At 69.8% G+C, this 22606-nt stretch carries 24 protein-coding genes; 9 read left to right on the top strand and 15 right to left on the bottom strand.

Going from position 1 to position 22606, the window contains the following annotated elements:
* Window positions 1-25 precede the first annotated feature (25 nt).
* The gene (locus tag VLG41_RS10390; protein WP_325349321.1) at window positions 26-787 is read left to right on the top strand and encodes an IclR family transcriptional regulator; all 762 of its coding nucleotides are present in this window, start codon (window positions 26-28) and stop codon (window positions 785-787) included.
* A 4-nt stretch (window positions 788-791) separates the two neighbouring features.
* Here VLG41_RS10390 and VLG41_RS10385 read toward each other — a convergent pair whose 3' ends face one another.
* Together VLG41_RS10385 and VLG41_RS10380 are read right to left on the bottom strand one after the other, a co-directional pair.
* Complete coding sequence (locus VLG41_RS10385) at window positions 792-1352, bottom strand: MarR family transcriptional regulator (protein ID WP_325349320.1); 561 nt, start codon at window positions 1350-1352, stop codon at window positions 792-794.
* Window positions 1353-1420: 68 nt separating this feature from the next.
* Window positions 1421-2554 (bottom strand): epoxide hydrolase, encoded by a 1134-nt coding sequence (locus tag VLG41_RS10380; RefSeq protein ID WP_325349319.1) that lies wholly within the window; start codon window positions 2552-2554, stop codon window positions 1421-1423.
* A gap of 148 nt (window positions 2555-2702) precedes the next feature.
* On the opposite strand from VLG41_RS10380, the gene gloA reads away from it, so the two are divergent.
* Entirely contained in the window at window positions 2703-3140 is a 438-nt protein-coding gene (gene gloA / locus VLG41_RS10375) for a lactoylglutathione lyase (RefSeq protein WP_325349318.1), read from the top strand.
* A 9-nt stretch (window positions 3141-3149) separates the two neighbouring features.
* Complete coding sequence (locus tag VLG41_RS10370) at window positions 3150-3761, top strand: glutathione S-transferase family protein (protein ID WP_325349317.1); 612 nt, start codon at window positions 3150-3152, stop codon at window positions 3759-3761.
* 32 nt (window positions 3762-3793) lie between these two features.
* On the opposite strand, the gene VLG41_RS10365 is transcribed toward VLG41_RS10370, so the two are convergent.
* The 5 genes from VLG41_RS10365 to VLG41_RS10345 form a co-directional block, all read right to left on the bottom strand.
* Complete coding sequence (locus tag VLG41_RS10365; protein ID WP_325349316.1) at window positions 3794-4519, bottom strand: dienelactone hydrolase family protein; 726 nt, start codon at window positions 4517-4519, stop codon at window positions 3794-3796.
* Between the two features lie 10 nt (window positions 4520-4529).
* Window positions 4530-5489 (bottom strand): PDR/VanB family oxidoreductase, encoded by a 960-nt coding sequence (locus VLG41_RS10360; protein ID WP_325349315.1) that lies wholly within the window; start codon window positions 5487-5489, stop codon window positions 4530-4532.
* Between the two features lie 19 nt (window positions 5490-5508).
* Entirely contained in the window at window positions 5509-6594 is a 1086-nt protein-coding gene (locus tag VLG41_RS10355; protein ID WP_325349314.1) for an aromatic ring-hydroxylating dioxygenase subunit alpha, read from the bottom strand.
* 26 nt (window positions 6595-6620) lie between these two features.
* A complete protein-coding gene (locus tag VLG41_RS10350; protein ID WP_325349313.1) occupies window positions 6621-7661 on the bottom strand; it encodes a TRAP transporter substrate-binding protein in 1041 nt (346 codons plus the stop codon).
* Window positions 7662-7838: 177 nt separating this feature from the next.
* A complete protein-coding gene (locus VLG41_RS10345; protein WP_325349312.1) occupies window positions 7839-9062 on the bottom strand; it encodes an FAD-dependent monooxygenase in 1224 nt (407 codons plus the stop codon).
* Window positions 9063-9151: 89 nt separating this feature from the next.
* Between VLG41_RS10345 and VLG41_RS10340 the strand changes: the two genes are divergently transcribed.
* Complete coding sequence (locus VLG41_RS10340; protein WP_325349311.1) at window positions 9152-10066, top strand: LysR family transcriptional regulator; 915 nt, start codon at window positions 9152-9154, stop codon at window positions 10064-10066.
* A 20-nt stretch (window positions 10067-10086) separates the two neighbouring features.
* On the opposite strand, the gene VLG41_RS10335 is transcribed toward VLG41_RS10340, so the two are convergent.
* Window positions 10087-10701 (bottom strand): FMN-dependent NADH-azoreductase, encoded by a 615-nt coding sequence (locus VLG41_RS10335; protein ID WP_325349310.1) that lies wholly within the window; start codon window positions 10699-10701, stop codon window positions 10087-10089.
* A 103-nt stretch (window positions 10702-10804) separates the two neighbouring features.
* On the opposite strand from VLG41_RS10335, the gene VLG41_RS10330 reads away from it, so the two are divergent.
* The 4 genes from VLG41_RS10330 (at window position 10805) to VLG41_RS10315 (ending at window position 15138) form a co-directional block, all read left to right on the top strand.
* The gene (locus VLG41_RS10330; protein WP_325349309.1) at window positions 10805-11707 is read left to right on the top strand and encodes a LysR family transcriptional regulator; all 903 of its coding nucleotides are present in this window, start codon (window positions 10805-10807) and stop codon (window positions 11705-11707) included.
* Window positions 11707-12639 (top strand): LysR family transcriptional regulator, encoded by a 933-nt coding sequence (locus tag VLG41_RS10325; protein ID WP_325349308.1) that lies wholly within the window; start codon window positions 11707-11709, stop codon window positions 12637-12639. The genes VLG41_RS10330 and VLG41_RS10325 overlap by 1 nt, the downstream gene beginning before the upstream one ends.
* 112 nt (window positions 12640-12751) lie before the next feature.
* A complete protein-coding gene (locus tag VLG41_RS10320) occupies window positions 12752-14131 on the top strand; it encodes an FAD-dependent oxidoreductase (RefSeq protein ID WP_325349307.1) in 1380 nt (459 codons plus the stop codon).
* A gap of 32 nt (window positions 14132-14163) precedes the next feature.
* Window positions 14164-15138: a tripartite tricarboxylate transporter substrate binding protein gene (locus VLG41_RS10315; RefSeq protein WP_325349306.1), complete on the top strand. Its 975-nt coding sequence runs from the start codon at window positions 14164-14166 to the stop codon at window positions 15136-15138.
* A gap of 93 nt (window positions 15139-15231) precedes the next feature.
* Here VLG41_RS10315 and VLG41_RS10310 read toward each other — a convergent pair whose 3' ends face one another.
* Both VLG41_RS10310 and VLG41_RS10305 read right to left on the bottom strand, forming a co-directional pair.
* Window positions 15232-15690 carry a carboxymuconolactone decarboxylase family protein gene (locus tag VLG41_RS10310; RefSeq protein WP_325349305.1) on the bottom strand — a complete coding sequence of 153 codons (459 nt, stop codon included), beginning with the start codon at window positions 15688-15690 and terminating at the stop codon, window positions 15232-15234.
* A gap of 52 nt (window positions 15691-15742) precedes the next feature.
* A complete protein-coding gene (locus VLG41_RS10305; protein ID WP_325349304.1) occupies window positions 15743-16726 on the bottom strand; it encodes an RNA polymerase sigma-70 factor in 984 nt (327 codons plus the stop codon).
* A gap of 186 nt (window positions 16727-16912) precedes the next feature.
* On the opposite strand from VLG41_RS10305, the gene VLG41_RS10300 reads away from it, so the two are divergent.
* On the top strand, window positions 16913-17845 hold the full coding sequence (locus VLG41_RS10300) for an AraC family transcriptional regulator (RefSeq protein WP_325349303.1): 933 nt from the start codon (window positions 16913-16915) through the stop codon (window positions 17843-17845).
* A gap of 6 nt (window positions 17846-17851) precedes the next feature.
* Here VLG41_RS10300 and VLG41_RS10295 read toward each other — a convergent pair whose 3' ends face one another.
* The 5 genes from VLG41_RS10295 to VLG41_RS10275 all read right to left on the bottom strand — a co-directional run bounded on the left by VLG41_RS10295 (window position 17852) and on the right by VLG41_RS10275 (window position 22470).
* A complete protein-coding gene (locus VLG41_RS10295; protein ID WP_325349302.1) occupies window positions 17852-18169 on the bottom strand; it encodes an XRE family transcriptional regulator in 318 nt (105 codons plus the stop codon).
* A complete protein-coding gene (locus tag VLG41_RS10290) occupies window positions 18150-18530 on the bottom strand; it encodes a type II toxin-antitoxin system RelE/ParE family toxin (protein WP_325349301.1) in 381 nt (126 codons plus the stop codon). The genes VLG41_RS10295 and VLG41_RS10290 overlap by 20 nt, the downstream gene beginning before the upstream one ends.
* Before the next feature lie 57 nt (window positions 18531-18587).
* On the bottom strand, window positions 18588-20834 hold the full coding sequence (locus tag VLG41_RS10285; protein ID WP_325349300.1) for a xanthine dehydrogenase family protein molybdopterin-binding subunit: 2247 nt from the start codon (window positions 20832-20834) through the stop codon (window positions 18588-18590).
* A 13-nt stretch (window positions 20835-20847) separates the two neighbouring features.
* A complete protein-coding gene (locus VLG41_RS10280; protein ID WP_325349299.1) occupies window positions 20848-21321 on the bottom strand; it encodes a (2Fe-2S)-binding protein in 474 nt (157 codons plus the stop codon).
* 162 nt (window positions 21322-21483) lie between these two features.
* Complete coding sequence (locus tag VLG41_RS10275; protein WP_325349298.1) at window positions 21484-22470, bottom strand: tripartite tricarboxylate transporter substrate binding protein; 987 nt, start codon at window positions 22468-22470, stop codon at window positions 21484-21486.
* Window positions 22471-22606 lie beyond the last annotated feature (136 nt).

The following is a 22606-nucleotide window of genomic DNA, read 5'->3' as shown; positions in this document are numbered from 1 at the left end:
AGAGATTTGTCTCGAAATCCGAGACATGGACAGCGACACCTCCCTCACCAGCCCAGGCCTGCGCCTGATGGACCTGCTCGAGCACCTGGTGCGCGAGGGTCGGCCACTGGCCCTGCCCGAGGTGGTCGCCGGCACCGGCTGGCCCAAGCCCACGGTGCACCGCATGCTGCAGCAACTGGAGCAGGGTGGCTGGCTGCAGCGCGAGCCCGACGGCCGCCGTTATGCGCTGGCGCCGCGCCTGCTGCGCCTGGGCGAAGGCGCCTTGGGCGCGAGCACGCAACACGGCGTGCGCCACGCGGTGCTGCGCCAGCTGGTGGCCGAGCTGGGCGAGAGCTGCAACCTCACGGCGCTCTCGGGCGCCGAGGTGGTCTACCTGGACCGCGTGGAATCGGCTTTCCCCCTGCGGCTGGAGCTGCGCCCCGGCACGCGCGTGCCGCTGCACTGCTCGGCCAGCGGCAAGCTGTTCCTGGCGCACCTGGGGGCGGCGCGGCGCCAGGCCCTGCTCGATGGCCTGGCCTTGAGCCGGCACACCGCCACCACGCTCACGCGCCGCGAGGCGCTGGAGACCGAGCTGGCCACCATCCGCCGCCAGGGCCATGCCTTCGACGCGGAGGAATTCGTCGACGGCCTGGTGTGCATCGCGGTGCCGGTGCGCGCCGCGGGCGAGCGCGACGTGCGCTGCGCGCTGGCGCTGCAGGCGCCGGCGGCGCGGGTGCCGCTGGCGCGGCTGCCGCAGTTCCTGCCGCGCCTGGCGCAGGCCGCGCAGGCATTGGCGCGCACGCTGTGAGCGTTCAGCGCAGCAAGGTGTTCTTGCTGCGGCTGCGGGCCTTGGTGGTCGTCGCCGCCGTGGAGCCCGGGTCGAACTCGTTGACGTAGGGAATCTTCGCGGTGGTCCGCTGCAGCAGGTCCACCAGGGTCTCCACCTCGTCGGCGCTCAGGTCCGACAGCAGGCGGCGCTCGCGTTCCAGCGCCACCTGGATGATGCGGTCGTGCATCTCGTAGCCCAGGGGCGTGAGGCTCAGCAGCTTGCGGCGCTGGTTGCTCGGGTCCTCGGCCACGGCCAGGTAGCCCTTCTCCTCCAGCCGACGGGATTCGCGGCTCACCGAGGCCTTGTCCAGGCCGATGACCTGCGTGATGCGCGCCGGCGTGATGTCGGGTTCGATCGCGACCATGGCCATCACGCGCCATTCGATGATGCCGATGCCGAAGCGCTTGAGGTACAGGCGCGAGGCCCCGCTGGACAGCTTGTTCGCCAGGACCGTGTAGAAGTAGGTGACGTAGTGGGCGAGGTTGAGCACCTCGCGCTTCTTTCGCGCCTGCTCCGTAGCGGCCTTCTTCCCCGACGTTGCCATTCAATGGTCCCTAGCTTGGATGCGACAGGGACGTACTGTACAAGCAGCGCCCGCGCGCGCCTTCGCGCTCAAAGGCCGCTCGCGAAGGCGCGGATGTCCTCGCTCAACAGCTCGGGCACCTCGTAGCCGGGGAAGTGTCCGCCGCGCGGCAGCTCAATCCAGCGCGCGACGCGGTAGGCCTTCTCCACCAGGCTGCGCGGGGGCAGCACGAACATCGGGTCGCGCGTGGCGGCCAGTGCCACCGGCACCTCCACGCGCTGGCCGCCGGGGTAGCCTGGCGGGCCTTCGCTGGCCAAGCCACGGTAGATCCACGTGGACGTGGCCGCGGTGCCGGTGACGAGGTAGAGCATCACGTTGCGCAGCAACTGGTCGGCGCGCGCGGGGGTCTGGAACAGCGCCGATCGGTCGGCCTCGGCCGGGTCGCCCCAGGCGGCGAACTTCTCCAGCATCCAGGCCAGCAGGCCCACGGGGTTGTCGTTGAGCAGGTAGCCGGCCGTCAGGGGGCGCGAGGTCTGCAGGCGGAAGTAGGCCCCGTCGTCCTCGAAGCGCTCGCGGAACGCGCCCAGCCACTGCTGCTCCTCGGGCGCGCTGGCGGCACCGGCCACGAAGCGCGGGCTCACCATGGTCATGTGCACACCCGCGCAGGCCTGCGGGTGGTCGAAACCGAGCCAGCCCGCCAGGATGGAGCCCCAGTCGGCGCCGTGCGCGAGGTAGCGCGGATACGCCAGCACCTCGGTCATCAGCGCGTGCATCAGGTCAGCCATGGCGCGCGGGCCCATCAGCTTCGCGGGTGTGTCCGAATGCCCCGCGCCGGGCAGCGAGACGACCACGGTGTCGTGGCCCGCCCGGTTGAGCCGGTCGGCCACGTCGAGGTATTCGAGGTAGCAGCCGGGCCAGCCGTGCATCAGCAACACGGGCAGGCGGCCGTTGCCCGCGGCGGCACGCTGGTGCACGAAGTGCAGGTCCAACCCGCCGACGCGGGCCTTGAACTGCGGTCGCTCGTTCAATCTCGCCTCTTCCGTGCGCCAGCTGAATCCGTCGCGCCAGCGTTGAACCAGGTAGCGCATCGTCGCAGGCTCGGCGCCCAGCGCCCAACCGGCGCCCTCGGGCGTGCGCGGCCAGCGGTACTCGGCCACCTGATGCGCGATGCGACTCAGCGTCAGCTCGTCGGTGGTGTGAGTGAAAGGCGTGGCCTGCGTCATTCGTGTCTCCTCATCAAGGGCTTGGTGGTTCGCGGAAATCTTCGCATAATGTTGCCACCTCAACGTTGGTATTGCAACTCAAAATGAGGTTCCACCCCACCCCGCGGATGGCGCTGTCAAGACCCATTCGCCCCGACAGGAGACACACATGAGCCAGACGGACACGACGCCGGCCCACCAGCCCAACCACCGCGTGATGCACACCATGATCCGCGTGAAGGACATGGACAAGTCGCTGGACTTCTACACCCGCCTCATGGGCATGAAGCTGCTGCGCCGCAAGGACTACCCCGAGGGCCGCTTCTCGCTGGCCTTCGTGGGCTACGGCGCCGAGATCAACCACGCCGTGATCGAACTCACCCACAACTGGGACCAGGACAAGCCCTACGAACTCGGCGGCGGCTACGGCCACATCGCCATCGCGGTGGACGACATCTACGCCACCTGCGCGGACCTCAAGGCCAAGGGCGCCAACATCGTGCGCGAGGCCGGGCCGATGAAGAACGACACCCTGCACCTGGCGTTCGTTCAAGACCCGGACGGCTACAAGATCGAGCTGATCGATTCCAAGACCGTGGCGGGCTGAGGAGCGCGTGTGATCACCTTCTACACCTACCCTGGCCCCAACAGCCGCAAGGCGCAGATCATGCTGGAGGAATCCGGCGAGGCCTACGAGACGCGCAAGGTCGACATCACCAAGGGCGAGCAGTTCGACCCGGCCTTCCTGGCGATCTCGCCGAACAACAAGATCCCGGCGATCGTGGACCACACGCCGCAGGGCGATGTGCCGGTCTTCGAGACCGCGGCCATCCTCACCTACCTGGCCGAGAAAAGCGGCAGGCTGTTGCCCGCCTCGGGCGCGAAGCGCTTCGACGTGCTGGCCTGGCTGGTGTGGGGCACGGGATCGGTGGGCGGCACGCTGCCGCAACTGCACCACTACGCGGACCTGCCCGAGAAAGTGCCCGGCACGGTGGAGCGCTTCAGCACCGAGGCGGTGCGCCTCTTCAAGGTGCTGGAGCGGCGTTTGCAGCAACACGAGTACATCTGCGGCGAGTACTCGATCGCCGACATTCCCACCTTCTGTTCGGCAGCGGGTTGGCTGCAGCGCGTGAAGCAGCTGTCGGGCGGCCAACTCGGTGACACGCCGGCGATCGACCGCTGGCTCAAGGCCGTGGCCGCGCGGCCGGCGGTGCAACGCGTGGGCTGAACGAAGCGGCGGGCGCCAGGCGCCCGCCCTTCTCAGAGGCGGCGCCCGAAGAGATCGAACAGGCGTTGCCAATGGCGTTCGGCACTGGCGTGCTCGTAGGCGCCGCTGCGCGACGGGAACACGAAGCCGTGCTGCGCGCCCGGGTACCACTCCAGCCGGAAGGGCGCGCCGCTGGCCTGCAGCGCGCGCTCCAGCACCGCCATGTCGTCGGTCGATGCCCACTTGTCCACTTCGGCGCAGGCCACGTAGGTCTCGCAGCGCAGGCGCTCGGCGGCACGGTGCGGCGAATCGGCGCGCTCGGTCACCATGTTGGCGCCGTGGATGGAGGCGATGGCGGCGATGCGGTCCGCGAACTCGGTGGCGGCAGCGAACACGAACGGCCCGCTCATGCAGTAGCCCACCGCGCCCACGCGGCGCGCATCGGCGGTAGGCTGCGTGTCCAGGAAGTCGAGCATCGCCCGCGTGTCCCGGTTGACGAGATCGATGCGCAGGCGGCCCATCATGGCGCGCATCTCGTTCATGCCCTCCTCGCCTCCCTTCATGACGAAGCGCCGCGTCTCGCGGTAGTAGAGGTTGGGCAGCAGCACCAGGTAGCCCTTGGCCGCGAGGCGCCGCGCCATCTCGTGCAGCTCATCGCGCACGCCGAAGGCGTCCATGTAGAACAGCACCACGGGGTACGGGCCACTGCCGCCGGGTGACACCACGCGGGTATTCATCGCGCCGTCGGCGGTGGGAATGTCGAGATCGGTTTCGGTCATCGGGTTCGTGTCAGAGGTCGAGCACCAGCTCGGGCGATTTCGCGCGCGAGCAGCACAGGGTCATGCAGTCGTTGCGGGCGTGTTCGCTCGCGTCCAGAAAGCTGTCGCGGTGGTCCGGCACGCCAGCCAGCACGGGCGTGAGGCAAGTGCCGCACACGCCTTGCTCGCACGACAGGGGAACGTCAACGCCGGCCTCCAACAGCACCTCGTGAATGGCCTGACCCGGGGCGATGGTGAAGCGCCGGCCGCTGCGGGCCAGCACCACATCGAAGGCCTGTTCGCCGTCGACGCTGGCCACCGGTGTGGCAGCGAATCGCTCCACGCACACCTGGTCACCGCGCCAGCCGTGCGCGGACGCGAAGGTGACGATGTCCTCGATGTAGCCCGTGGGCCCGCAGACGTAGAGCCGCGCGTCGGGATCGGGCGTGGACAGCAAGGGCGGGAGCTCCAGGCGGTTGGCGCCGGGGCCCGCGCTGAAATGGAAGCGCACGCGATCGGCGTAGGGCGCGGCGGCGAGTTGCGCGCGGAACGCCGCCTGCTCGGGGGAGCGTGCGCTGTAGTGCAGTTCGAAGGCTTCACCGCGCGCGTGCAGCGTTTCGGCCATGGACAACAGCGGCGTGATGCCGATGCCCGCGCCGAACAGCAGCGAACGCCGCGCCGGCACCATGGGGAACAGGTTGCGCGGCAGGCCGATGCCCACGACGCTGCCTTCGTGCACTTCGTCGTGCAGGGCGATGGAGCCGCCGCGCGAGTCGGCCTTGCGCTGCACGCCGATCACGTAGCGGTCGCGCTCCCAGGGCGCATTGCACAGCGAATACTGGCGCACCAGCCCGTCGCGCAGGAAGACGTCGACGTGCGCGCCGGCCGTGAAGGCCGGCAGCGCCGCGCCATCGAGCGAGCGCAATTCGAAGGCGGCCACGCTGCCCGCCTCCATCGACTTGCGCACCACGCGCAGTTGCAAGGCCTGCATGCCGGCTCCGCTCACGCCCTCACACCTGCGGTACCGCCACGCGCTGGGCCTTCTCCAGCGCGCGCGCCTCGTTCTGGCGCGCCTCGGCCTCGGCCATGCGCCGCACGATGCGCCGCAACTGCACGCGCGTGGCATCGGAGACGATGTCCACCAGCGCGCCATCGCCGAGTTCGTCCAGCCGCGCCTGCTGCCCTTCGCAGATCAGCTTGTCCTCCAGGAAGGCCTCGGAGATGTGGTCCATCAGCGCGGCGGTGGCGGCCTCGTCCTCGGGCCGGTAGCCGTTGGCCGGGGCGTAGAAGTAGAAGCAGGTGTTCTCCGTCTCGGGCGTGAGGCCGTGGAAGATGCGCAGCGAGAAGCCGCCCGTGCGCTTGCCGTTCTCGCGCGCACCGGTGCCGGCGTCCACCGCACCGCTCCACTGCAGCACGTTGCTCGGCGGCGAGAACTCGAACTCCTGCCAGCGGTCCACGCGGCCCTTGAACGGCACGGCCGCCAGGTAGGTGGGCGGCGGCACCGAATCCAACATCCAGCGCACGTACTTGATGCTGTCGTCGGTCTTCGTCACGTCCATCAGCGCCTCGACATGCGTGAGCGGGTTGCCGCCGATGGTGGAGCCGTGCACGTAGCCCAGGTGGGTCAGGTCCATCAGGTTGTCCACCATGAGCATGTAGCCCGCCTTGATGTGATAGAAGCCCTGGTGGTGGGGCCAGTGCGCGTGGTCGTCGTTGAACGGGTAGTCGACGATCAGCGACTCGTCGGCGAGCTCGGGGTCGCCCATCCAGATCCAGATGAACTCGTTCTTCTCCACCACCGGGTAGGCGCGCACCTTGGCGCGCGCGGGAATCTTGTCCTGGCCGGGAATGTGCACGCAGCGGCCCGCGCAGTCGTGCACCACGCCGTGGTAGCCGCACTGCAGGCCGGCCTCCACCACCACGCCCATGGACAGTGGCGCGGCGCGGTGGCAGCACTTGTCCTCCAGCGCGGCGATCTTCTTCGTCTGCTGGTCGCGAAACAGCACCACGGGCTGGTTGCAGATGCGCCGCGCGAAGGGCTTGTCGGTGATCTCGCTGCCCCAGGCGGCGATGTACCAGGTGTTCAGGATGAACATGGGGGTTCCTTTCTCTCGTCTGTCCTTCAGGTCTTGGAGTACTTGGCGATCAGCGACTTGGCCGTGGCCAGCAGCTTCTGCCCGTCGTAGCCGCGCTTGTTCATGTCGGCCACCCACTCGTCCTTCACCGGGCCGGCCAGCTTGATGAACTCCTCGGCCTCCACCTTGCGAATCGTGTGGATGGGGTTGCCGCGGTCCATCACGGCCTTGCGGCCGATGGCGTCGCTCGACTGCGTGATGGTTCCGAACTGCGCCGAGGTGTCGATGCCCGAGTTGGCGTCGATCACCTTCTTCAGGTCCGGCGGCAGCGACTCGTACTTGGCGCGGTTCATGGCCATCACGAAGGTGCCGGTGTAGAAGGCGGGCACGTCGTCGGCGAACTCGGTGGAGAACTTCGTGAGCTCGTGCACTTTCACCGAGGGCACCACGTCCCAGGCCGTGGCCACACCCTGGATCGTGCCCTTGGACAGTGCGTCCGGAATGCCCGGCAGCGGCATGCCGACCGGCACCGCGCCGTAGATGGCAAGCTGGCGCGTGATGAGCCGCGTGGGCGCGCGCAGCTTCATGCCCTTCAGGTCGGCGACGGTCTTGATCTGCTGCGTCGAGTGGAAGGAGCCCCGGCCGTGCACGTGCAGCGCCAGCACCTTGGTGTCCTTGAACTCGTCGGGCGCCTGGGTCTGGATGTACTCCCAGTAGGCGCGCGAGGTGGCGCCGGCCTCGGTCATCATGAAGGGCAGCTCGAACACCTCGCCCCGCACGAAGCGCCCGGGCGTGTAGCCCGGCAGGGTCCACACGATGTCGGCCACGCCGTCGCGCGCCTGGTCGTAGAGCTGCGGCGGCGTGCCGCCGAGCTGCATGGCCGGGTAGCCCTCGAACCGGATGCGCCCGCCCGAGTCCTTCTCCACCTTCTCCATCCAGGGCTTGAGCATGATCGTCCAGACGTTGGACGTGGGCGCCATGAAGGTGTGGAAGCGCAGGCTCACGGCCTGCTGGGCGAAGCTGTTGAGCATGGGGCCGGCCACCGCCACGGCGGCACCGGTCTTGAGAAGGCTGCGTCGCTGGATCATGTTTGTCTCCTGTTGTCTGAACGGGCTGTCGTGGGTGCAGCGGGCGCCGCACATCCCTTGCCGGGTCATTGCTCTTCTGGATTTATGTTCCTACTGCAACGTTGACGTTGCAACATGTAGATTCCCCTCTTGACAGATCACCGGGGTGGGAGCAAACGCGCGCGTCCTGGCACGGCATCAGGCGACGAGCGGCGAGGCGGGTTCTTGCGCGGCGCGCGTGGCGTCGTAGGAGAACAGCCAGTCGTAGCGGCGGTTCACTTGCTCCGGTGTCCATTCGCGCTCGACGTAGGCGGCCGCGCCCTCGGCGTGCGCGAGTTCGGGGTTGTGGAAGCGCCGCGCGTTGTCGGCCGAGCCGCGCACGATGCGCGCGGTGCGCTCCTGGCGCAGCGACTCGTAGCGGCGGAAGGCGCCCGCCGGGTCCTGGGGGCTGGCGGCCAGGCAGTGCGCGAGCACCACGCCATCCTCGATGGCCATCATGGCGCCCTGCGCCAGGAATGGCAGCGTGGGATGGCAGGCGTCGCCCAGCAGCGTGGCGCGGCCCTTGCTCCAGACGGGCATGGGTTCGCGCCCCAGCAGCGCCCATTGGTAGGGCTGGTCGATCGCGCGAATGATGCGCTGCACGTCCTCGTGCCAGCCCTCGAAGTCCTTCAGGCAGTCCTCGATCCGCCCCCGGCTGTTCCAGGATTCGTGTGTCCAGTCGCCGCGCTCGACCACGCCGACGAAGTTGATCAGCTCGCCGCGGCGCACCGGGTAGGTGATGACGTGCGCGCCCGGCCCGACCCAGTTGGTGCCCACGGGCGCCGACAGGTGCTCGGGCAGATCCCTGGCGGGGACCAGACCGCGCCAGGCCATGCAGCCGGTGAACCAGGGCGTGCCGGCGCCGAACATCTGCGCGCGACAGGCGGAGTGGATGCCGTCGGCGCCGATCAGGGCATCGACACCCACCGGCGACGCGCCCTTGATGTCCAGCCAGACGCGCCCCCCGCGCTCTTCATGCCCCCTGACCTGGGTTCCCAACCGGATCGCGTCGGGCTTGAGCGCGTTCAGTGCCTGCACCAGCACGGCGTGCAGGTCGGCACGGTGCAGCATCAGGTACGGAAATCCGTAGCGCTCGACCGAGCGCTCACCCAGGTCGAACAGGGTCCAGCGCTGGCCCGTGCTCCACAGGCGGATCTGCTTGCCCGCCGGCACGCTGGCCGCAGCGCGCAGGGGCGCTTCAAGGCCCAGTTCGAACAGGCAGCGCGTGCCGTTGGCGCTCATCTGGATGCCCGCGCCCACCTCGCCGAAGCGCGTGGCCTGCTCGAACACCTGGACGTCGATGCCCGCGCGCAGCAGCGCCAGCGCCGCCGTCAAACCGCCGATGCCCGCACCGACCACCGCGACCGTGATTGCCTTCGCCATGCACACCTCTCGTTGGAACAGGCGCCATTGGAGCGAAAGGCATTCGCCAAGGGAAGTTTGACTATCTCATCAATTAATATGCTCGCCTTATGAATCTGAGTCTGCGCCAACTGGAGGCCTTCGTCGCCATCGCGCGCTGGCGCAACCTCACGCGCGCGGCCGATCAGATCCACATCACCCAGGCCGGTCTGAGCCTGATGCTGCGCGACATGGAAGCCCAGCTCGATTGCCGCCTGTTCGAGCGCACCACGCGATCCGTCTCCCTGACCGAAGGTGGCGCGCGCCTGCTGCCGCTGGCCGAGCGCACGCTGCGCGACTTCACCGAAGTGGCCGGGCAGTTGGGCCAGCTGTCGGCCGAGGCCGCGCGCACCGTGAGCGTGGCCGCCACGCCCTTGGTGGCGGCCGACGTGCTGCCGCAGGTGTGCCGCGAGCTGGCGCGCACACACCCCGACATCCGCGTGGTGGTGAAGGACGTGGACCGCCGCCAGATCCAGGCGATGGTGGAGCGCGGCGAGGTGGACGTGGGCGTGGGCGTGCTGCTGCGCGAATCACCCGCCACCACGCGCGAACTGCTGCTGCGCCTGCCGCTGGTGGCCGTGGGTGCGCGCGGCGCACTGGCGGCGTCGCTCAATGCGCGCGGCACCGTGAGCTGGGCGGCGCTGCGCGCGCAGCCGCTGCTCGCGCTGCCCACGGACAACGCCATCCAGCAGATCGTGGACGCCCGGCTGGCGCCCGCGCCACCGCGCGAGGACCGGCCGGTGTTCGCGAACCTGCACACGCTGATCGCCATGGCCGAGGCCGGTGTGGGCGTGGCGGTGCTGCCGGCCTTCGTGGCCAGCACCTGCCGGCGCTACGCGGTGGACGTGCACCGCATGGGCCAGCCGGTGGTGGCGATGGAGTTCTTCTCGGTCGCGCGGCGTGGCGCGGTGCTCACGCCCGCCGCCGCGCCGCTCTTGCGGGCGCTCACGCAGCACCTGGACCGATCGGCCTCAGGCGCCACTTGAGCGAACCGCGCGGCCGGCGTTCAGGCCGCCACCGGCTCCAGCAGCGTGTCGATGGCCGACTCGGCGTTGCGCAGGCCTTCGGCGCGCGGCTCGTCGCCCATGTTCAGTCCTTCGGCGAAGACGAAGCGCACGTCCGTCATGCCCAGGAAACCGAGGAAGTTGCGCACGTAAGGCGTCTGCGTGTCGTGCGGCTGGCCCTGGTAGAGGCCGCCACGCGCGGCGAACACCACCACCTGTTTGCCCTTGACCAGGCCCTCGGGGCCGGAGGCGGTGTAGCGGAAGGTCATGCCGGCACGGGCGATGTGATCGAAGTAGGCCTTCAGCGTGGACGGGATGCCGAAGTTGTAGAGCGGCAGGCCCAGCGCGATCACGTCGGCGCCTTGCAGCTCATCGATGAGCGCGTCCGACTCGGCCACCAGGGCCTGCTGTTCGGGCGTGCGCTGCTCGGCCGGCGTGGAGAAGGCGCCGACGCGCGCCAGGTCCAGGTGCGGCACGGGGCTCTGCGCCAGGTCGCGCACGACCACGCGGCCCTGGGGGTTGGCCGCCTGCCAGGCGGCGACGTAGCGGTCGGCCAGGCGGTTGGACTGGCCGTTGCCGAGAAGGAGGCTGGAGCGGATGAGGAGCAGGGTTTTCATGGCGCGGTTCCTTGTTGCGATGCATCATTGAAACATCGACCGATTGAATGAAAAAGCGCAAAATTCCGCTCAAAACCATCTACTCATTCGATCATTAACATCCATGGCCCATCCCCGCGTCACGCTCGATCAATGGAACGCCCTGGTGGCCGTGGTGGAGGCCGGCGGCTACGCGCGCGCGGCGGAGCAGCTCAGCCGCAGCCAGTCTTCCGTCACCTACGCGGTGCAGCAGATCCAGGCGCAACTGGGCGTGCAGGTGTTCGAGCTCGACGGCCGCAAGGCGCGCCTCACGCCCACCGGCGAGCAGCTCTATCAGCGCGCGCGTTACCTGGTGGCGGAGGCCGCGTCGATGGAGGTGGCCTCCACCTGCCTCTCCCTGGGCTGGGAGGCCGAGCTGCGGCTGGCGGTGGAAGTCATCTACCCCAATCGCCGCCTCTTCGCCTGCCTGGAGCGCTTCGGCCAGAGCGCCGAGCACACGCGCGTGGAGGTGGTGGAAGCGGTGCTGGGCCACCGCAGTTCGCTGCTGGAAGAAGGCGCGATCGACATCGCCATCTACGGCACCGTGCCCACGGGCTACGAAGGCCAGCACCTGATGCGCGTGCGCTTCCTGCTGGTGGCACACCCCGAACACCCGCTGCACCGCCTGGGCCGCGCCATCACCCTGCGCGACCTGCGCCAGCACCGCCACCTGGTGGTGCGCGAAACCAGTCCGCAGCGCACGCACGAGCCCGCCGTGCAGACGCCACGGCGCTGGACGGTGAGCCACATGTCCACCTCGATCGAGGCGGCGCGCGGCGGCCACGGCTTCGCCTGGCTGCCCGAGGAACTGATCCGCCGCGACCTGGAAGCCGGCACGCTCGCGCCCCTGCCCATGCGCCGCGGCGGCGAGCGCTTCGGCGACCTGTACCTGGTGTTCGGCGACCGCGAGGGCGCGGGCCCGGCGGCGCAGCGGCTGGCCGAGATCCTGCTGGCGGACGCGCGCGGCATCACACCGGAGACCCACTGATGCGCCGTGCGCCCGCCACGACACCTCCCGCTCAGCCGGGCACGAACATGGACATGAAGCTGCTGGCCGTCTTCGACGGCGTCTATTCGAGCGGCAGCGTGTCGCGCGCGGCCGAACAACTCGGCATGGCGCAGACCTCGGTGAGCCTAGCGCTGGCGCGCATGCGCCGCCAGTTCAAGGACCCGCTGTTCGTTCGCACCGCGCGCGGCATGGAACCCACGCCACGCGCCGAGCAGTTGCACCGGCCGCTGCAGCAGGCGCTGGAGCTGCTGCGCACGGCCACGGAGCAGGCCGTCGTGTTCGACCCCGCCAGCTCCGTGCGGCACTTCCGCATCAGCATGACGGACGTGAGCCACCTGGACTTCCTGCCCGGCCTGGTGCACCGCGCCGAGTCGCTCGCGCCGGGCGTGCTCATCGAGGTGCTGCGCATCGCGCCCGACATGGCCGCCCGGCTCGCGGCCGGCGAATCGGACCTGGCGGTAGGGCACATGCCCGAGCTGGAGTCGGGCTTCTACCAGCAGAAGCTGATGGAGCAGGGCTTTGCCTGCGTGGTCGCGCGCGAGCACCCGCGCATCCGCCAGCGTCTCACGCCCGCGATGTTCCAGCGCGAGCGGCACGTGGTGGTGACCACCCCCGGCACGGGCAACGAGTTGCTCGAGCGCCAGTTGCGCCGCCTGCGCATCGAGCGGCGGGTGGCGCTCTCCTTGCAGACACTGCCTGGGCTGGGCAACCTGCTGGCGCAGACGGAGCTGGTCGCCACCTTGCCGCAGCGCGTGGCGCAGACCCTCGCGCGCATCGCGGCCGTCAAGCTGCTGGCGCCGCCGTTCGACACGCCAACCATCGCCATCAAGCAGCACTGGCACGAGCGCTTTCACCACGACCCGGGCAACCGCTGGCTGCGCGGGCTGGTGGCGGAGCTGTACCTCGAATAGCGCAACGACTGCACTATGCAGTTTCCCGCTGGGTCGTATTCGGTTCATTGCATTGATCGCATAGTGGTCGCTGCCTAGGATGCCGCCCTTGGCATCTTGAGGACGACACCGAATGAGCGACACCCCCTTCCCGACGACACCCAGCCTCACCGAACCGAGCCGGCAAACCCCCATCTGGGGCGAATTCGAGGTGGTCGTGGTGGGCGGCGGCCCCGCCGGCATCGCCGCCGCCACGTCGGCGGCGCGCGCCGGGCGCCAGACCCTGCTGATCGAGTCCTATGGTTTCCTCGGCGGCATGGGCACCGCCGCCGGTGTCACCAATTTCTGCGGCCTGCACGCCAACGTGCACGGCACCATCCAGCGCGTGGTGCATGGCGTGGCGGACGACCTGCTCGATCGCATGGAGCGCCTGGGCGGGCTCAAGGAACCGCACGCGCTGTTCGGCGGCAAGATCGCTGCGCAGGCCTACGACAACGCGGCGCTCAAGGTCGCCTCGGACGATCTGGTGCTGGGCAGCGGAGCGCAACTGCTGTTCCACACCCGGGTCGTCGGCCTCGTCATGAAAGACCCCACGGCCATCCGCGCCGTCCTGATCGAGACCCGCTCGGGCCGCTATGCGGTGCTGGCCAACACCTTCATCGATTGCACGGGGGACGGCGACCTGGCCGCGCAGGCTGGCGCGCCCTTCGAGAAGGGCACGGACGGCCACGACATGATGTACCCCTCCACCATGTTCCGCGTCGGCGGCGTCGACGCCGCGCGCGTGGGCAGCGACTACAGCCAGTTCGACCGCTTGATGGCCGAGGCCGAGGCCCAGGGCCGCCGCTTCCCGCGCAAGACACCCATCATCCGGCCACAGAAGAATCCCGGCGAATGGCGCGCCAACGTGACCCAGCTGTCCAACCCGGACGGCAGCCCCGTGGACGCCACGGACGCGCGACAGCTCAGCGCGGCCGAGGTGCAGGGCCGCCGGCAGATCGTCGACTTCTTCCAGTTCCTGCGCGAGAGCGCCCCCGGCTTCGAGAACGCCTACCTGCTCGAGATCGCGCCCCAGGTCGGCGTGCGCGAGACGCGCCGCATCGTGGGCGAGTACCAGCTCACCGAAGAGGACGTGCTGGGCTGCGCCAGCTTCGCCGACAGCATCGGCGTGAACGGCTGGATGGTCGAGGAGCACGTGGCCGGCAACATCCGCTTCAAGTGGCAGGACATCCCGCACTGCCGGGGCTTCAACCACCTGCCCTACCGCATGCTGCTGCCGCTGGGCGTGGACAACCTGCTGGTGGCCGGGCGCTGCGCGTCCATGACGCACGGAGGGCAGTCCGCGGCGCGCGTCTCGGGCGCGTGTTTCGCCATGGGCCAGGCGGCGGGCACCGCGGCCGCGCTGGCCATCGGCGCTGGTTGCGCGCCCCGCGCCCTGCCCGTCGCCGGCCTGCAGGCCCGGTTGATGGCCGATGGCGCCTTCCTGGGCCAGGACGCGACCGCCGCGGCCTGAGCCCCTTTCCTTTTTTCAACAGGAGACAAGACATGCAACGACGATTCCTCATCGCTGCGGCCCTCAGCGCATTCGCGGCGGCGGCCCCCGCGGTTCACGCGCAAGCCGGCGCTGACACCTGGCCCACGCGGCCGGTGCGCATCCTCGTCGGCTTCCCCGGCGGCTCCACGCCCGACATCGCGGTGCGCATCGTCGCCGAACCGCTGGCCAAGGCGCTCGGCCAGCCGGTGGTGGTGGAAAACCGCGCGGGCGCGTCCGGCAACATCGCGGCGGACCAGGTGGCCAAGGCGCGCGACGACCACACGCTGGGCGCCGTGATCAACGGCAACCTCACGTCCGCGAAGATGCTCAACCCCAAGCTGTCCTTCGACCCCACGAAGGATTTCAGTCACCTGTCGCTGCTGGCGACGGCGCCCCTGGTGCTGGTGGCGCCGGCGGACAAGCCGGCGGGCGCGGCCTTCTTCGCCGCGGCCAGGGCCGGCGGCGACCGCTGGTCCTACGGCTCGGTGGGCGTGGGCTCGGTCGGCCACCTGGGCATGGAGCTGCTGAAGACGCGGGTCGATGGCCTGGCGCCGGTGCACATCCCTTTCAAGGGCAATCCGGAGGTCATCACGAGTCTCATCCAGGGCGACATCCAGCTCTCGCTGGTGCCGCCCGGCGTGGCCATGCCGCAGGTGCGCGCGGGCAAGCTGCGCGCCGTCGGCGTCACCACCGGCCACAGCGCGCTGGTGCCCGAGGTGCCCTCGCTGGCCGACGCCGGTGTGCGCGACTTCGTGCTCGAGGTCTGGACCGCGCTGGTCGGCCCGGCGAACCTGTCCCAGGCCGCCCGGGACCGGCTGGCCGAGGTGCTGCCGCGCACCGTGCAGAGCGCCGAGGTGCGGCAAAAGCTCTTCGACCAGGGCTGGCAGGCGGTGGGCTCCACGCCCGCCGGCATGAAGGCCCGCGTCGAGCAGGAGGCCGAGAGCATGCGGCGCATCATCTCGGCGCAGGGCATCCGGCTGGAGTAAAGGGCGCACGATCCGGCACCGGGCCGCCCCAAGGCGGATCAGCCGTCGAGAGGGCAGCGACCCGCGCAGCGGCGGAGCCTGGGGGCCACACGTTCATTCGATCGGCTTGTCCGGCAGCGGCGCGTGCATGCCCACGGCCATGCGGTTCCAGGTGTTGATCTGCGCGATGGTCCAGCTCAGTTCAACGATCTCCTGGTCGTTGAACTGTTCGCGCAGGGCGCCGAAGGCGGCGTCGTGGCCGGCGTGGCCATCGGGCAGGCGCGTCAGTTCCTCGGCCCAGGCCAGCGCGGCGCGCTCGCGCGGGCTGTACAGCGCCGTCTCGCGCCAGGTGCACAGGCTGTTGATGCGCTGCCAGGCCTCGCCGTGGTGGCGCAGCTCGCGCGTGTGCATGTCCACGCAGAAGGCGCAGCCGTTGATCTGCGACACGCGCAGGTCCATCAGCGACATCAAGGTCTTGCCCAGCGTCGAGCGGGCGATGGTGCCCTTGACACCAGCCATGGCCTGGTAGGTCTTGGGCGCGATGTCGGTCCACGGGAGTCGGGGAGCGCTCACGGGAATCACCTTTCGTCTTGAATGAATGGAGTGAAGAAGCAAGCTTCACCCATCAAGACGAAGTGGCGTTCCCCTTTGTGACGTCGTTGGCATCGTTGACGTTCTTGTCGCCGCGGTCGTACCGCGTCACCGCCGGATCGACCAGCGCCAACCCGCGCGCCTGCGCGATGCCGCGCAGCTTGTCCGGGTTGCGCTGCACATGGATGCCCGTCACGCGCCCGTCCTCGACCGCCAGGGCCTGCGCCGATTCGAGCGCGCCATCGATGAAGCGCAGCAGGCCCCACTCGCCATTGAGCGAGGCCAGCTCGTAGTGCACCCGGCCCGCGAAGCGCAGGGTGGTGGCCAGGTAGAGCTGCGCGATGCGCGTCCCGCCGAGCAAGGGCACACCGAAGCTGGGCACCTTGCCACCGCCGTCGCTGATGAGTTGGGCGTCCTCGGCCAGCGCCGCCTTCAGGCCGGCGATGTCGCCGCGCGACGCCGCCTCGGCGAACGCACGCAGCAGGCGCTGCTGGTCGGCGGGCGCCACGGCCTGGCGCGCCGCGCGACCGTCCTTCAACAGGGTGCGCGCGCGGTGCACGAGCTGGCGGCAGGCCGCCTCGCTCTTGCCCAGGGCGGCGGCCACTTCGGCGTAGTCGGCGTCGAAGATCTCGCGCAGCAGGAAGGCCGCGCGCGCCTCGGGCGCCAGGCGCTCCAGCACCGCCAGAAAGGCCACCGAGAGCTGGTCGGCGCGCTCGAGCATCTGCTCGGGCGTGTGCGGCGCGTCGGCCTCGGTGAGGATGGGCTCGGGCAGCCAGGTGCCCACGTAGTCCTCGCGCCGCGCCTTGGCCGCGCGCAGGCGGTCGATGGCCAGGCGGGTGGTCACCGAGACCAGCCAGGCCTCGGCGTTGGCCACCGCCGCGTGATCCGTCTCGTGCCAGCGCAGCCAGGCGTCCTGCACCACCTCGTCGGCGTCGGCGGCGGAGCCCAGCATGCGGTAGGCGATGCCGCGCAGCCGGGGCCGCAGGCGCACGAAGCTGTCCAGGGTGTGATCGTTCATGACCCGTCAGACGGAGGTGAGGCAGCGATTGTGACGACGGCGGACGGGCGCCGGACGGACGGTTGTCACGATCCTCCGCCATGCTTGCCCGATCCTGCAAGGCGCGCCGGCACAAAACCCCACGGCCCTGAAAGACCAGGCCACTTGCGGGATCATCCCGGCGCCGCCCCACGAATGGACATTCCCGTGCTCAAACCCGACGACTACCTGAGCGAGATCAACGCCATCATTGCCCGATCCACCGAGAGCGACGGCCTCACGCCGACCGCGGTGGACCACCTGTTCTTCGGCCGCCAGAGCTCGCCCTCGCTGCCCATGCACCTGGCGCAGTGGCCCTGCTTCGCGCTCGTCACCCAGGGCGCCAAGCGCCTCACGCTGGGCGACGAGGTCTTTCACTACGGCGTGGGCGACTGCCTGCTGGTGACGCTGGACCTGCCCGTGGTGTCGTGCATCGTCGAGGCCACGCCCGAACGCCCCAAGCTGAGCCTGGGCATGGCCATCGACAGCGCGCGCCTGCAGGAGGTGCTCTCGCGCGTGAGTCTGCCGCCCGAGGCCTTGCGCTGCGACACCCTGCGCGGCGTGGCCGTGCACAAGGCGCCGCTGGAACTGCTGGACGCCATGCTGCGCCTGGTGCGCCTGCTGGAGCGCCCGCAGGACATCGCGGCCATGGCGCCGCTGATCGAGCAGGAAATCCTGTACCGCCTGCTCACCGGCCCGCACGGCCCCACGCTGCTGCGCATCGCCTCGGCCAACAGCCCCGGCAACAAGATCGCCAAGGCCATCGCCTGGCTGCGCCAGCACTATGCGCAGCCGCTGCGCATCGACGCCCTGGCCCAGCACGTGGGCATGAGCCCCTCGTCACTGCACCACCACTTCAGCCAGGTCACGGCGATGACGCCGCTGCAGTACCAGAAGCGGCTGCGCCTGCAGGAGGCGCGCCGCCTGATGCTGGTGGACTGCCTGGACGTGGGCAGCGCCGGCTACCGCGTGGGCTACCAGAGCGCCTCGCAGTTCAGCCGCGAGTACAGCCGCCAGTTCGGGATGTCGCCGCTGCGCGACGTGGAAAGCGCGCGCGGCACCGGCCTGGGCTATGTGGCCCTGGCCGATGCCTCGGCCTGAGGTTTCCTATCGCGAAGCAAGGTCCGTGAAATTGGTGATCCGAACCGAGCCCTCAGGGAACCTGGCGATCACATCGAGTTGACCGCCCATGGCCTCGATGTGGCTTCGCAGCGTGGACAGGTACATGTCCGTGCGCTTCTCCAGCTTGGCGATGGAGGGTTGCTGCACGTGCAGGACATCGGCCAGCATCTTCTGGGACAAGCCACGCGCCTGACGCAGTTCGTCCAGCGGCATGGCCTCGATCATTTCCGTGGTCATGCGATCCGCGTGTTCGCGGCTTCGCGGGGTCATCTTCTCGCGCAGCTCACTGAATTTTCGGGCCATGACTTTCTCCTGCTTGCTTGCCAATCTCAACCAGATGCTCATCGTAGAGACGATCCGCCATCGGGACATGGGAGTCATACCAACGGTCATTCCCGGTCTTGTCGCCTCCGATGAGCAATATGGCTGCCCGCCGGGGATCGAAGGCGTATAGCACCCTGTACGGCCGGCCCTGGTGCTGGACACGAAGTTCCCGCATGTGCCCATGCCGCGAACCGTTGATCCCCGAGCTGTGCGGGAACGGCAACGACGGCCCTTTGATTTCGAGCAGTTGCACCGACGCGGCAACGGAGGCCTGTTCGTCCTCCGACAGCCGCTCCCACCAGTCGCCGAACTCGTCCGTGTATTCGACATCCCATGCCATCGAAGGAATATACCTTCGATGGAATATCGGGTCAACTGACGGCGGGCGGCGGCGAACTCAGGCCAGCTTGAAGGGCAGCTCGCGCAGCGGCTTGCCGATGAGGCGCGCCAAGGCGTTCGCGAAGGCCGGCGCCAGCGGCGGCAGGCCCGGCTCGCCCATGCCGGTGGGCGGGTCGGCGCTGGGCACGGTGTGCACCGCCACCTTGGGCATCTCGGTGATGCGCGCGACGCGGTAGTCACCGAAATTGCTCTGCTCCACCACGCCGTCCTTCAGGGTGATGGCCGCGCCGGGCAGGCACATGCCCAGGCCCATCAGCGCGGCGCCCTGCACCTGCGCCTCCACCGTGCGCGGGTTGATCACGAGGTTGCAGTGCACGCCCGCGGTCACCTGGTGCAGCACGGGTTCGCCGTCCTTCACCGAGGCCTCGACCACGTAGGCCACCACCGACTCGAAGCTCTCGTGCACCGCCACGCCCCAGGCGCGGCCTTCGGGCAGCTTGCGTTTGCCGTAGCCGCTCTTGTCCACGGCGAGCTTGAGCGCGTCGCGGTGGCGCGGGTGCTCGTTGCCGAACATCGCCAGGCGGTAGGCCACCGGGTCCTGGTTCGTCTCGCGCGCGATCTGGTCGATCAGCGTCTCCATGGCGAAGGCGGTGTGCGTGGAGCCCACGCTGCGCCACCACAGCACCGGCACATTCACCTTGGGGTGGTGCACCGTCAGGCGCATGGGCATGGGGTACGGCGTGCGCATGCCTTCCACGGCGGTCTGGTCCACGCCGTTCTTCATCATGTTCTGTTCGAAGAAGGTGCCCGCCATGATGGACTGGCCCACGATGACGTGGTCCCAGGCCAGCACGCGGCCGCGCTCGTCGAAGCCGATGCGCGCGCGGTGCAGGTGCATGGGGCGGTAGTAGCCGCCCTTCACGTCGTCCTCGCGGCTCCACACGGTGCGCACCGGCGCGCGCACGCCGGCGGCGCGCGCCGCCCGGGCGATGGTGCAGGCCTCCACCACGTACTCGCTGCTGGGAATGGCGCGCCGGCCGAAACCGCCGCCGGCCGATTGCACGTTCACGCGCACCTGCTCGGGTTTGAGGCCCAGCGCGCTCGCCGCGGCCATGCCGTCCAGGCCGGGCATCTGCGTGCCCACCCACAGCGTCGCGCCCGCGTCGGACAGCTCCACCGTGCAGTTCAGGGGTTCCATCGGCGAATGCGCGAGGTAGGGAAAGACGAACTCCGCCTCGATGCGCTTGGGCGCGCTGGCCAGCGGCCCCATGTCGGCGTCGAAGTGCTTCGCGCCCGGCTGGCCCGCGAGTTCGCGGTACTGCGCGAGCTGGCGCGCACTGTCCACCTTCTCCACCGCGTCGGTGGCCCAGTCGAGCTTGAGCGCGTCGCGCCCCATCTTGGCGGGCCAGTAGCCGTCGGCCACCACGGCCACGCCCTCGGCGCCACGGTCCAGCGGCACGCGCAGCACGGCCTTCACGCCTTTCACGGCGCGCGCCGCGCTGTCGTCCACCGAGCGCAGCTTCGCCCCGAACACCGGCGGGCGCGCGACCACGGCGGTGAGCTGGCCCGGGCGGCGCACGTCGATGCCGAAGTCCTGCCGGCCGCTGCTCTTGGCGCGCGCGTCCAGCCGCGTGGTGGGCTGGCCGATGAGCTTGAAGCGCTTGGGGTCCTTGAGCGTGACGCGCTCGGGCACGGGCTGCTGCATGGCGGCCTCGGCCAGTTCGCCGTAGCTGGCGCGGCGGCCACCGGGGCCGATGACGTGGCCGGCCTCGGTGCGCAGCGCCGCCGGGTCGGCCTTCCAGCGCGCGGCGGCGGCGGCCACCAGCATGGCGCGCGTGCGCGCGCCCAGTTCGCGGTACTGCGTGAAGCTGTTCTTGATGGCGGTGGAGCCGCCCGTGAGGTGCATGCCCCACAGCGGGTCGGCGTAGGCCGGGTCGTTGGTGCCGAGCTGGCTGCGCACCTTGGACCAGTCGGCGTCCAGCTCCTCGGCCAGGATCATCGGCAGCGCGGTCTGCACGCCCTGGCCGAACTCCAGGCGGTTCACGGTGACGGTGACCGTGCCATCGGTGGCGATGGCGACAAAAGCGGCGGGCAACTGCGTGGGCTTGAGCGCGGCATCGGCGGCGCCCGCGCCTTGCGCCTGCGCGGCCAGTGGCGCGAAGCCGAGCGCGAAGCCGCTGGCCACGGCGAGCTTGAGGAAACCGCGGCGCGGCAACTCGGCCACGCCGTCGGCGGTGGCCTGGTCGCGCGCCAGCATCAGTTGCAGCGCGCGCGGCATTTCATGGGTGAAGGTGGAAGGCAGCATGTCCGTGTCTCCTTCAGGCGATGGCGCGCGCGGCGTCGGCCACGGCGGCGCGGATGCGCTCGTAGGTGCCGCAGCGGCACACGTTGCCGGCCATGGCGGCGTCGATGTCGGCGGCGCTGGGTTTCTGGCCCTTGGGCAGCGACTTCAGGAAGGCGGTGGCGCTCATGATCTGGCCGCTCTGGCAGTAGCCGCACTGCGCCACGTCGTGCTTGACCCAGGCCTCGTGCACGGCGCGGCCCACGCGGTCCTCGCCCTGGGTCACGGCCTCGATGGTGGTGATGGCGCGGCCCTCGACGCTGCCCACGGGCGTGATGCAGGAGCGGATGGCCTGGCCATCGACGTGCACGGTGCAGGCGCCGCACAGCGCCGCGCCGCAGCCGAACTTGGTGCCGGTCATGCCCAGGTTGTCGCGCAAGGCCCAGAGCACGGGGGTGCCGGGGTCCACATCGACGGTGTGGTTTCGGCCATTGACTTGAAGGGTGGTCATGGAATCTCCCGGTGGGGTCGGAGTGGGATGGAAAACGGAATCGGCCTTGCCGGCGCGGGTACCGCCGGCATGGCCGAGAGTGTTTCCGACCTACCCCCCGGGGGTGTTAGCACAGGGCTGCGAGATGTTTGCCTGATCCTCCAGACAGGCGCCCAGGCCCACTTACTCGATCACCACCTTCGCCTCTTTCACCAACTGGCCGAACTTGTCGGTTTCGGCCGCGATGCGGCGCGCCATCTCGGCGCTGCTGTCGCCGATCGGCTCGGCGCCGATCTCGGCCATGCGCGCGCGGAACTCGGGCGACTGGATCACCTTCACCATCTCGGCGTTCAGACGCGCCACGGTCTCCGGCGGCGTGCCCGCCGGTGCCAGCACGCCGAACCAGGTGCCGATGTCGAAGCCCTTCAAGCCGGCTTCGTCCAGCGTCGGCACATCGGGCAGCGCGCCGGAGCGCTTGCCGGTGGTCACAGCCAGCGCGCGCAGCTTGCCGGCCTTGATGTGCGGCAGCACCGGCGTGACGGTGTCGAAGCTCATCAGGATCTGCCCGCCGAGCAGGTCGGACGACAGCGGCCCGCTGCCCTTGTAGGGCACGTGGATGACCTGGGTGCCGGTGCTGTTCTGGAACTGCGTGCCGATCAGGTGCTGCGCCGTGCCGTTGCCGTTGGAGCCGAAGGAGTGCTTGCCCGGCGCGGCCTTGAGCAGGGCCACGAGCTCGCTCACGTTCTTCGCGGGCGTGCTGGCGTTCACCACCAGCACGTTGGGCACCATGGCCACGGTGGACACGGGCACCAGGTCCTTCGAGAAGTCGTAGGGCAGGCGCTTGTAGACGCTGGGCGCGATGGTGTGGTGCACCGCGCCCATCAGCAACGTGTGGCCATCGGGCCGGGCCTTGGCCACGTAGTCGGCGCCGATGGTCGCGCCCGCCCCGGGACGGCTTTCCACCACCATGGGCTGGCCCAGGCTCTGCGAGAGGCGATCGGCCAGCGCGCGGGCCAGCACATCGGTGGTGCCGCCCGCCGCGAACGGCACGACGAGGGTGACCGGCTTGCTCGGCCAGGTGGCCTGCGCCATGACCAGGCCGCTGAACGCCAGCGGGGCCAGGGCCGCGAACCGAAGCCAGCGGCGGCGGCGCAAGAGGGAATGGCTCATGTCTGTCTCCTTCAATGGCGCTCCAGGCGCTCTGTTTCGCGGACCTCGGCGTCCGCGGGCGAAGGCCCGCGCTGGCGGCGCGGGCCCGGTGTCCGGTGCGCTCAGGCGGCCTTCAGCAGCCCGCCCTGCGCAATGC

Origin of the sequence: Hydrogenophaga sp. (assembly GCF_035481345.1) — a bacterium.
Taxonomy (GTDB): domain Bacteria; phylum Pseudomonadota; class Gammaproteobacteria; order Burkholderiales; family Burkholderiaceae_C; genus Hydrogenophaga.
Note: the sequence above shows the minus strand (reverse complement) of the source record. Positions and strands in the feature narration are given on the sequence as shown.

Coding starts and splice junctions, on each gene's coding strand:
- VLG41_RS10390 (WP_325349321.1), top strand. CDS start 26: ATGGACAGCGACACCTCCCTCACCAGCCCAGGCCTGCGCCTGATGGAC.
- VLG41_RS10385 (WP_325349320.1), bottom strand. CDS start 1,352: ATGGCAACGTCGGGGAAGAAGGCCGCTACGGAGCAGGCGCGAAAGAAG.
- VLG41_RS10380 (WP_325349319.1), bottom strand. CDS start 2,554: ATGACGCAGGCCACGCCTTTCACTCACACCACCGACGAGCTGACGCTG.
- gloA (WP_325349318.1), top strand. CDS start 2,703: ATGAGCCAGACGGACACGACGCCGGCCCACCAGCCCAACCACCGCGTG.
- VLG41_RS10365 (WP_325349316.1), bottom strand. CDS start 4,519: ATGACCGAAACCGATCTCGACATTCCCACCGCCGACGGCGCGATGAAT.
- VLG41_RS10360 (WP_325349315.1), bottom strand. CDS start 5,489: ATGCAGGCCTTGCAACTGCGCGTGGTGCGCAAGTCGATGGAGGCGGGC.
- VLG41_RS10355 (WP_325349314.1), bottom strand. CDS start 6,594: ATGTTCATCCTGAACACCTGGTACATCGCCGCCTGGGGCAGCGAGATC.
- VLG41_RS10350 (WP_325349313.1), bottom strand. CDS start 7,661: ATGATCCAGCGACGCAGCCTTCTCAAGACCGGTGCCGCCGTGGCGGTG.
- VLG41_RS10345 (WP_325349312.1), bottom strand. CDS start 9,062: ATGGCGAAGGCAATCACGGTCGCGGTGGTCGGTGCGGGCATCGGCGGT.
- VLG41_RS10340 (WP_325349311.1), top strand. CDS start 9,152: ATGAATCTGAGTCTGCGCCAACTGGAGGCCTTCGTCGCCATCGCGCGC.
- VLG41_RS10335 (WP_325349310.1), bottom strand. CDS start 10,701: ATGAAAACCCTGCTCCTCATCCGCTCCAGCCTCCTTCTCGGCAACGGC.
- VLG41_RS10330 (WP_325349309.1), top strand. CDS start 10,805: ATGGCCCATCCCCGCGTCACGCTCGATCAATGGAACGCCCTGGTGGCC.
- VLG41_RS10325 (WP_325349308.1), top strand. CDS start 11,707: ATGCGCCGTGCGCCCGCCACGACACCTCCCGCTCAGCCGGGCACGAAC.
- VLG41_RS10320 (WP_325349307.1), top strand. CDS start 12,752: ATGAGCGACACCCCCTTCCCGACGACACCCAGCCTCACCGAACCGAGC.
- VLG41_RS10315 (WP_325349306.1), top strand. CDS start 14,164: ATGCAACGACGATTCCTCATCGCTGCGGCCCTCAGCGCATTCGCGGCG.
- VLG41_RS10305 (WP_325349304.1), bottom strand. CDS start 16,726: ATGAACGATCACACCCTGGACAGCTTCGTGCGCCTGCGGCCCCGGCTG.
- VLG41_RS10295 (WP_325349302.1), bottom strand. CDS start 18,169: ATGGCCCGAAAATTCAGTGAGCTGCGCGAGAAGATGACCCCGCGAAGC.
- VLG41_RS10290 (WP_325349301.1), bottom strand. CDS start 18,530: ATGGCATGGGATGTCGAATACACGGACGAGTTCGGCGACTGGTGGGAG.
- VLG41_RS10285 (WP_325349300.1), bottom strand. CDS start 20,834: ATGCTGCCTTCCACCTTCACCCATGAAATGCCGCGCGCGCTGCAACTG.
- VLG41_RS10280 (WP_325349299.1), bottom strand. CDS start 21,321: ATGACCACCCTTCAAGTCAATGGCCGAAACCACACCGTCGATGTGGAC.
- VLG41_RS10275 (WP_325349298.1), bottom strand. CDS start 22,470: ATGAGCCATTCCCTCTTGCGCCGCCGCCGCTGGCTTCGGTTCGCGGCC.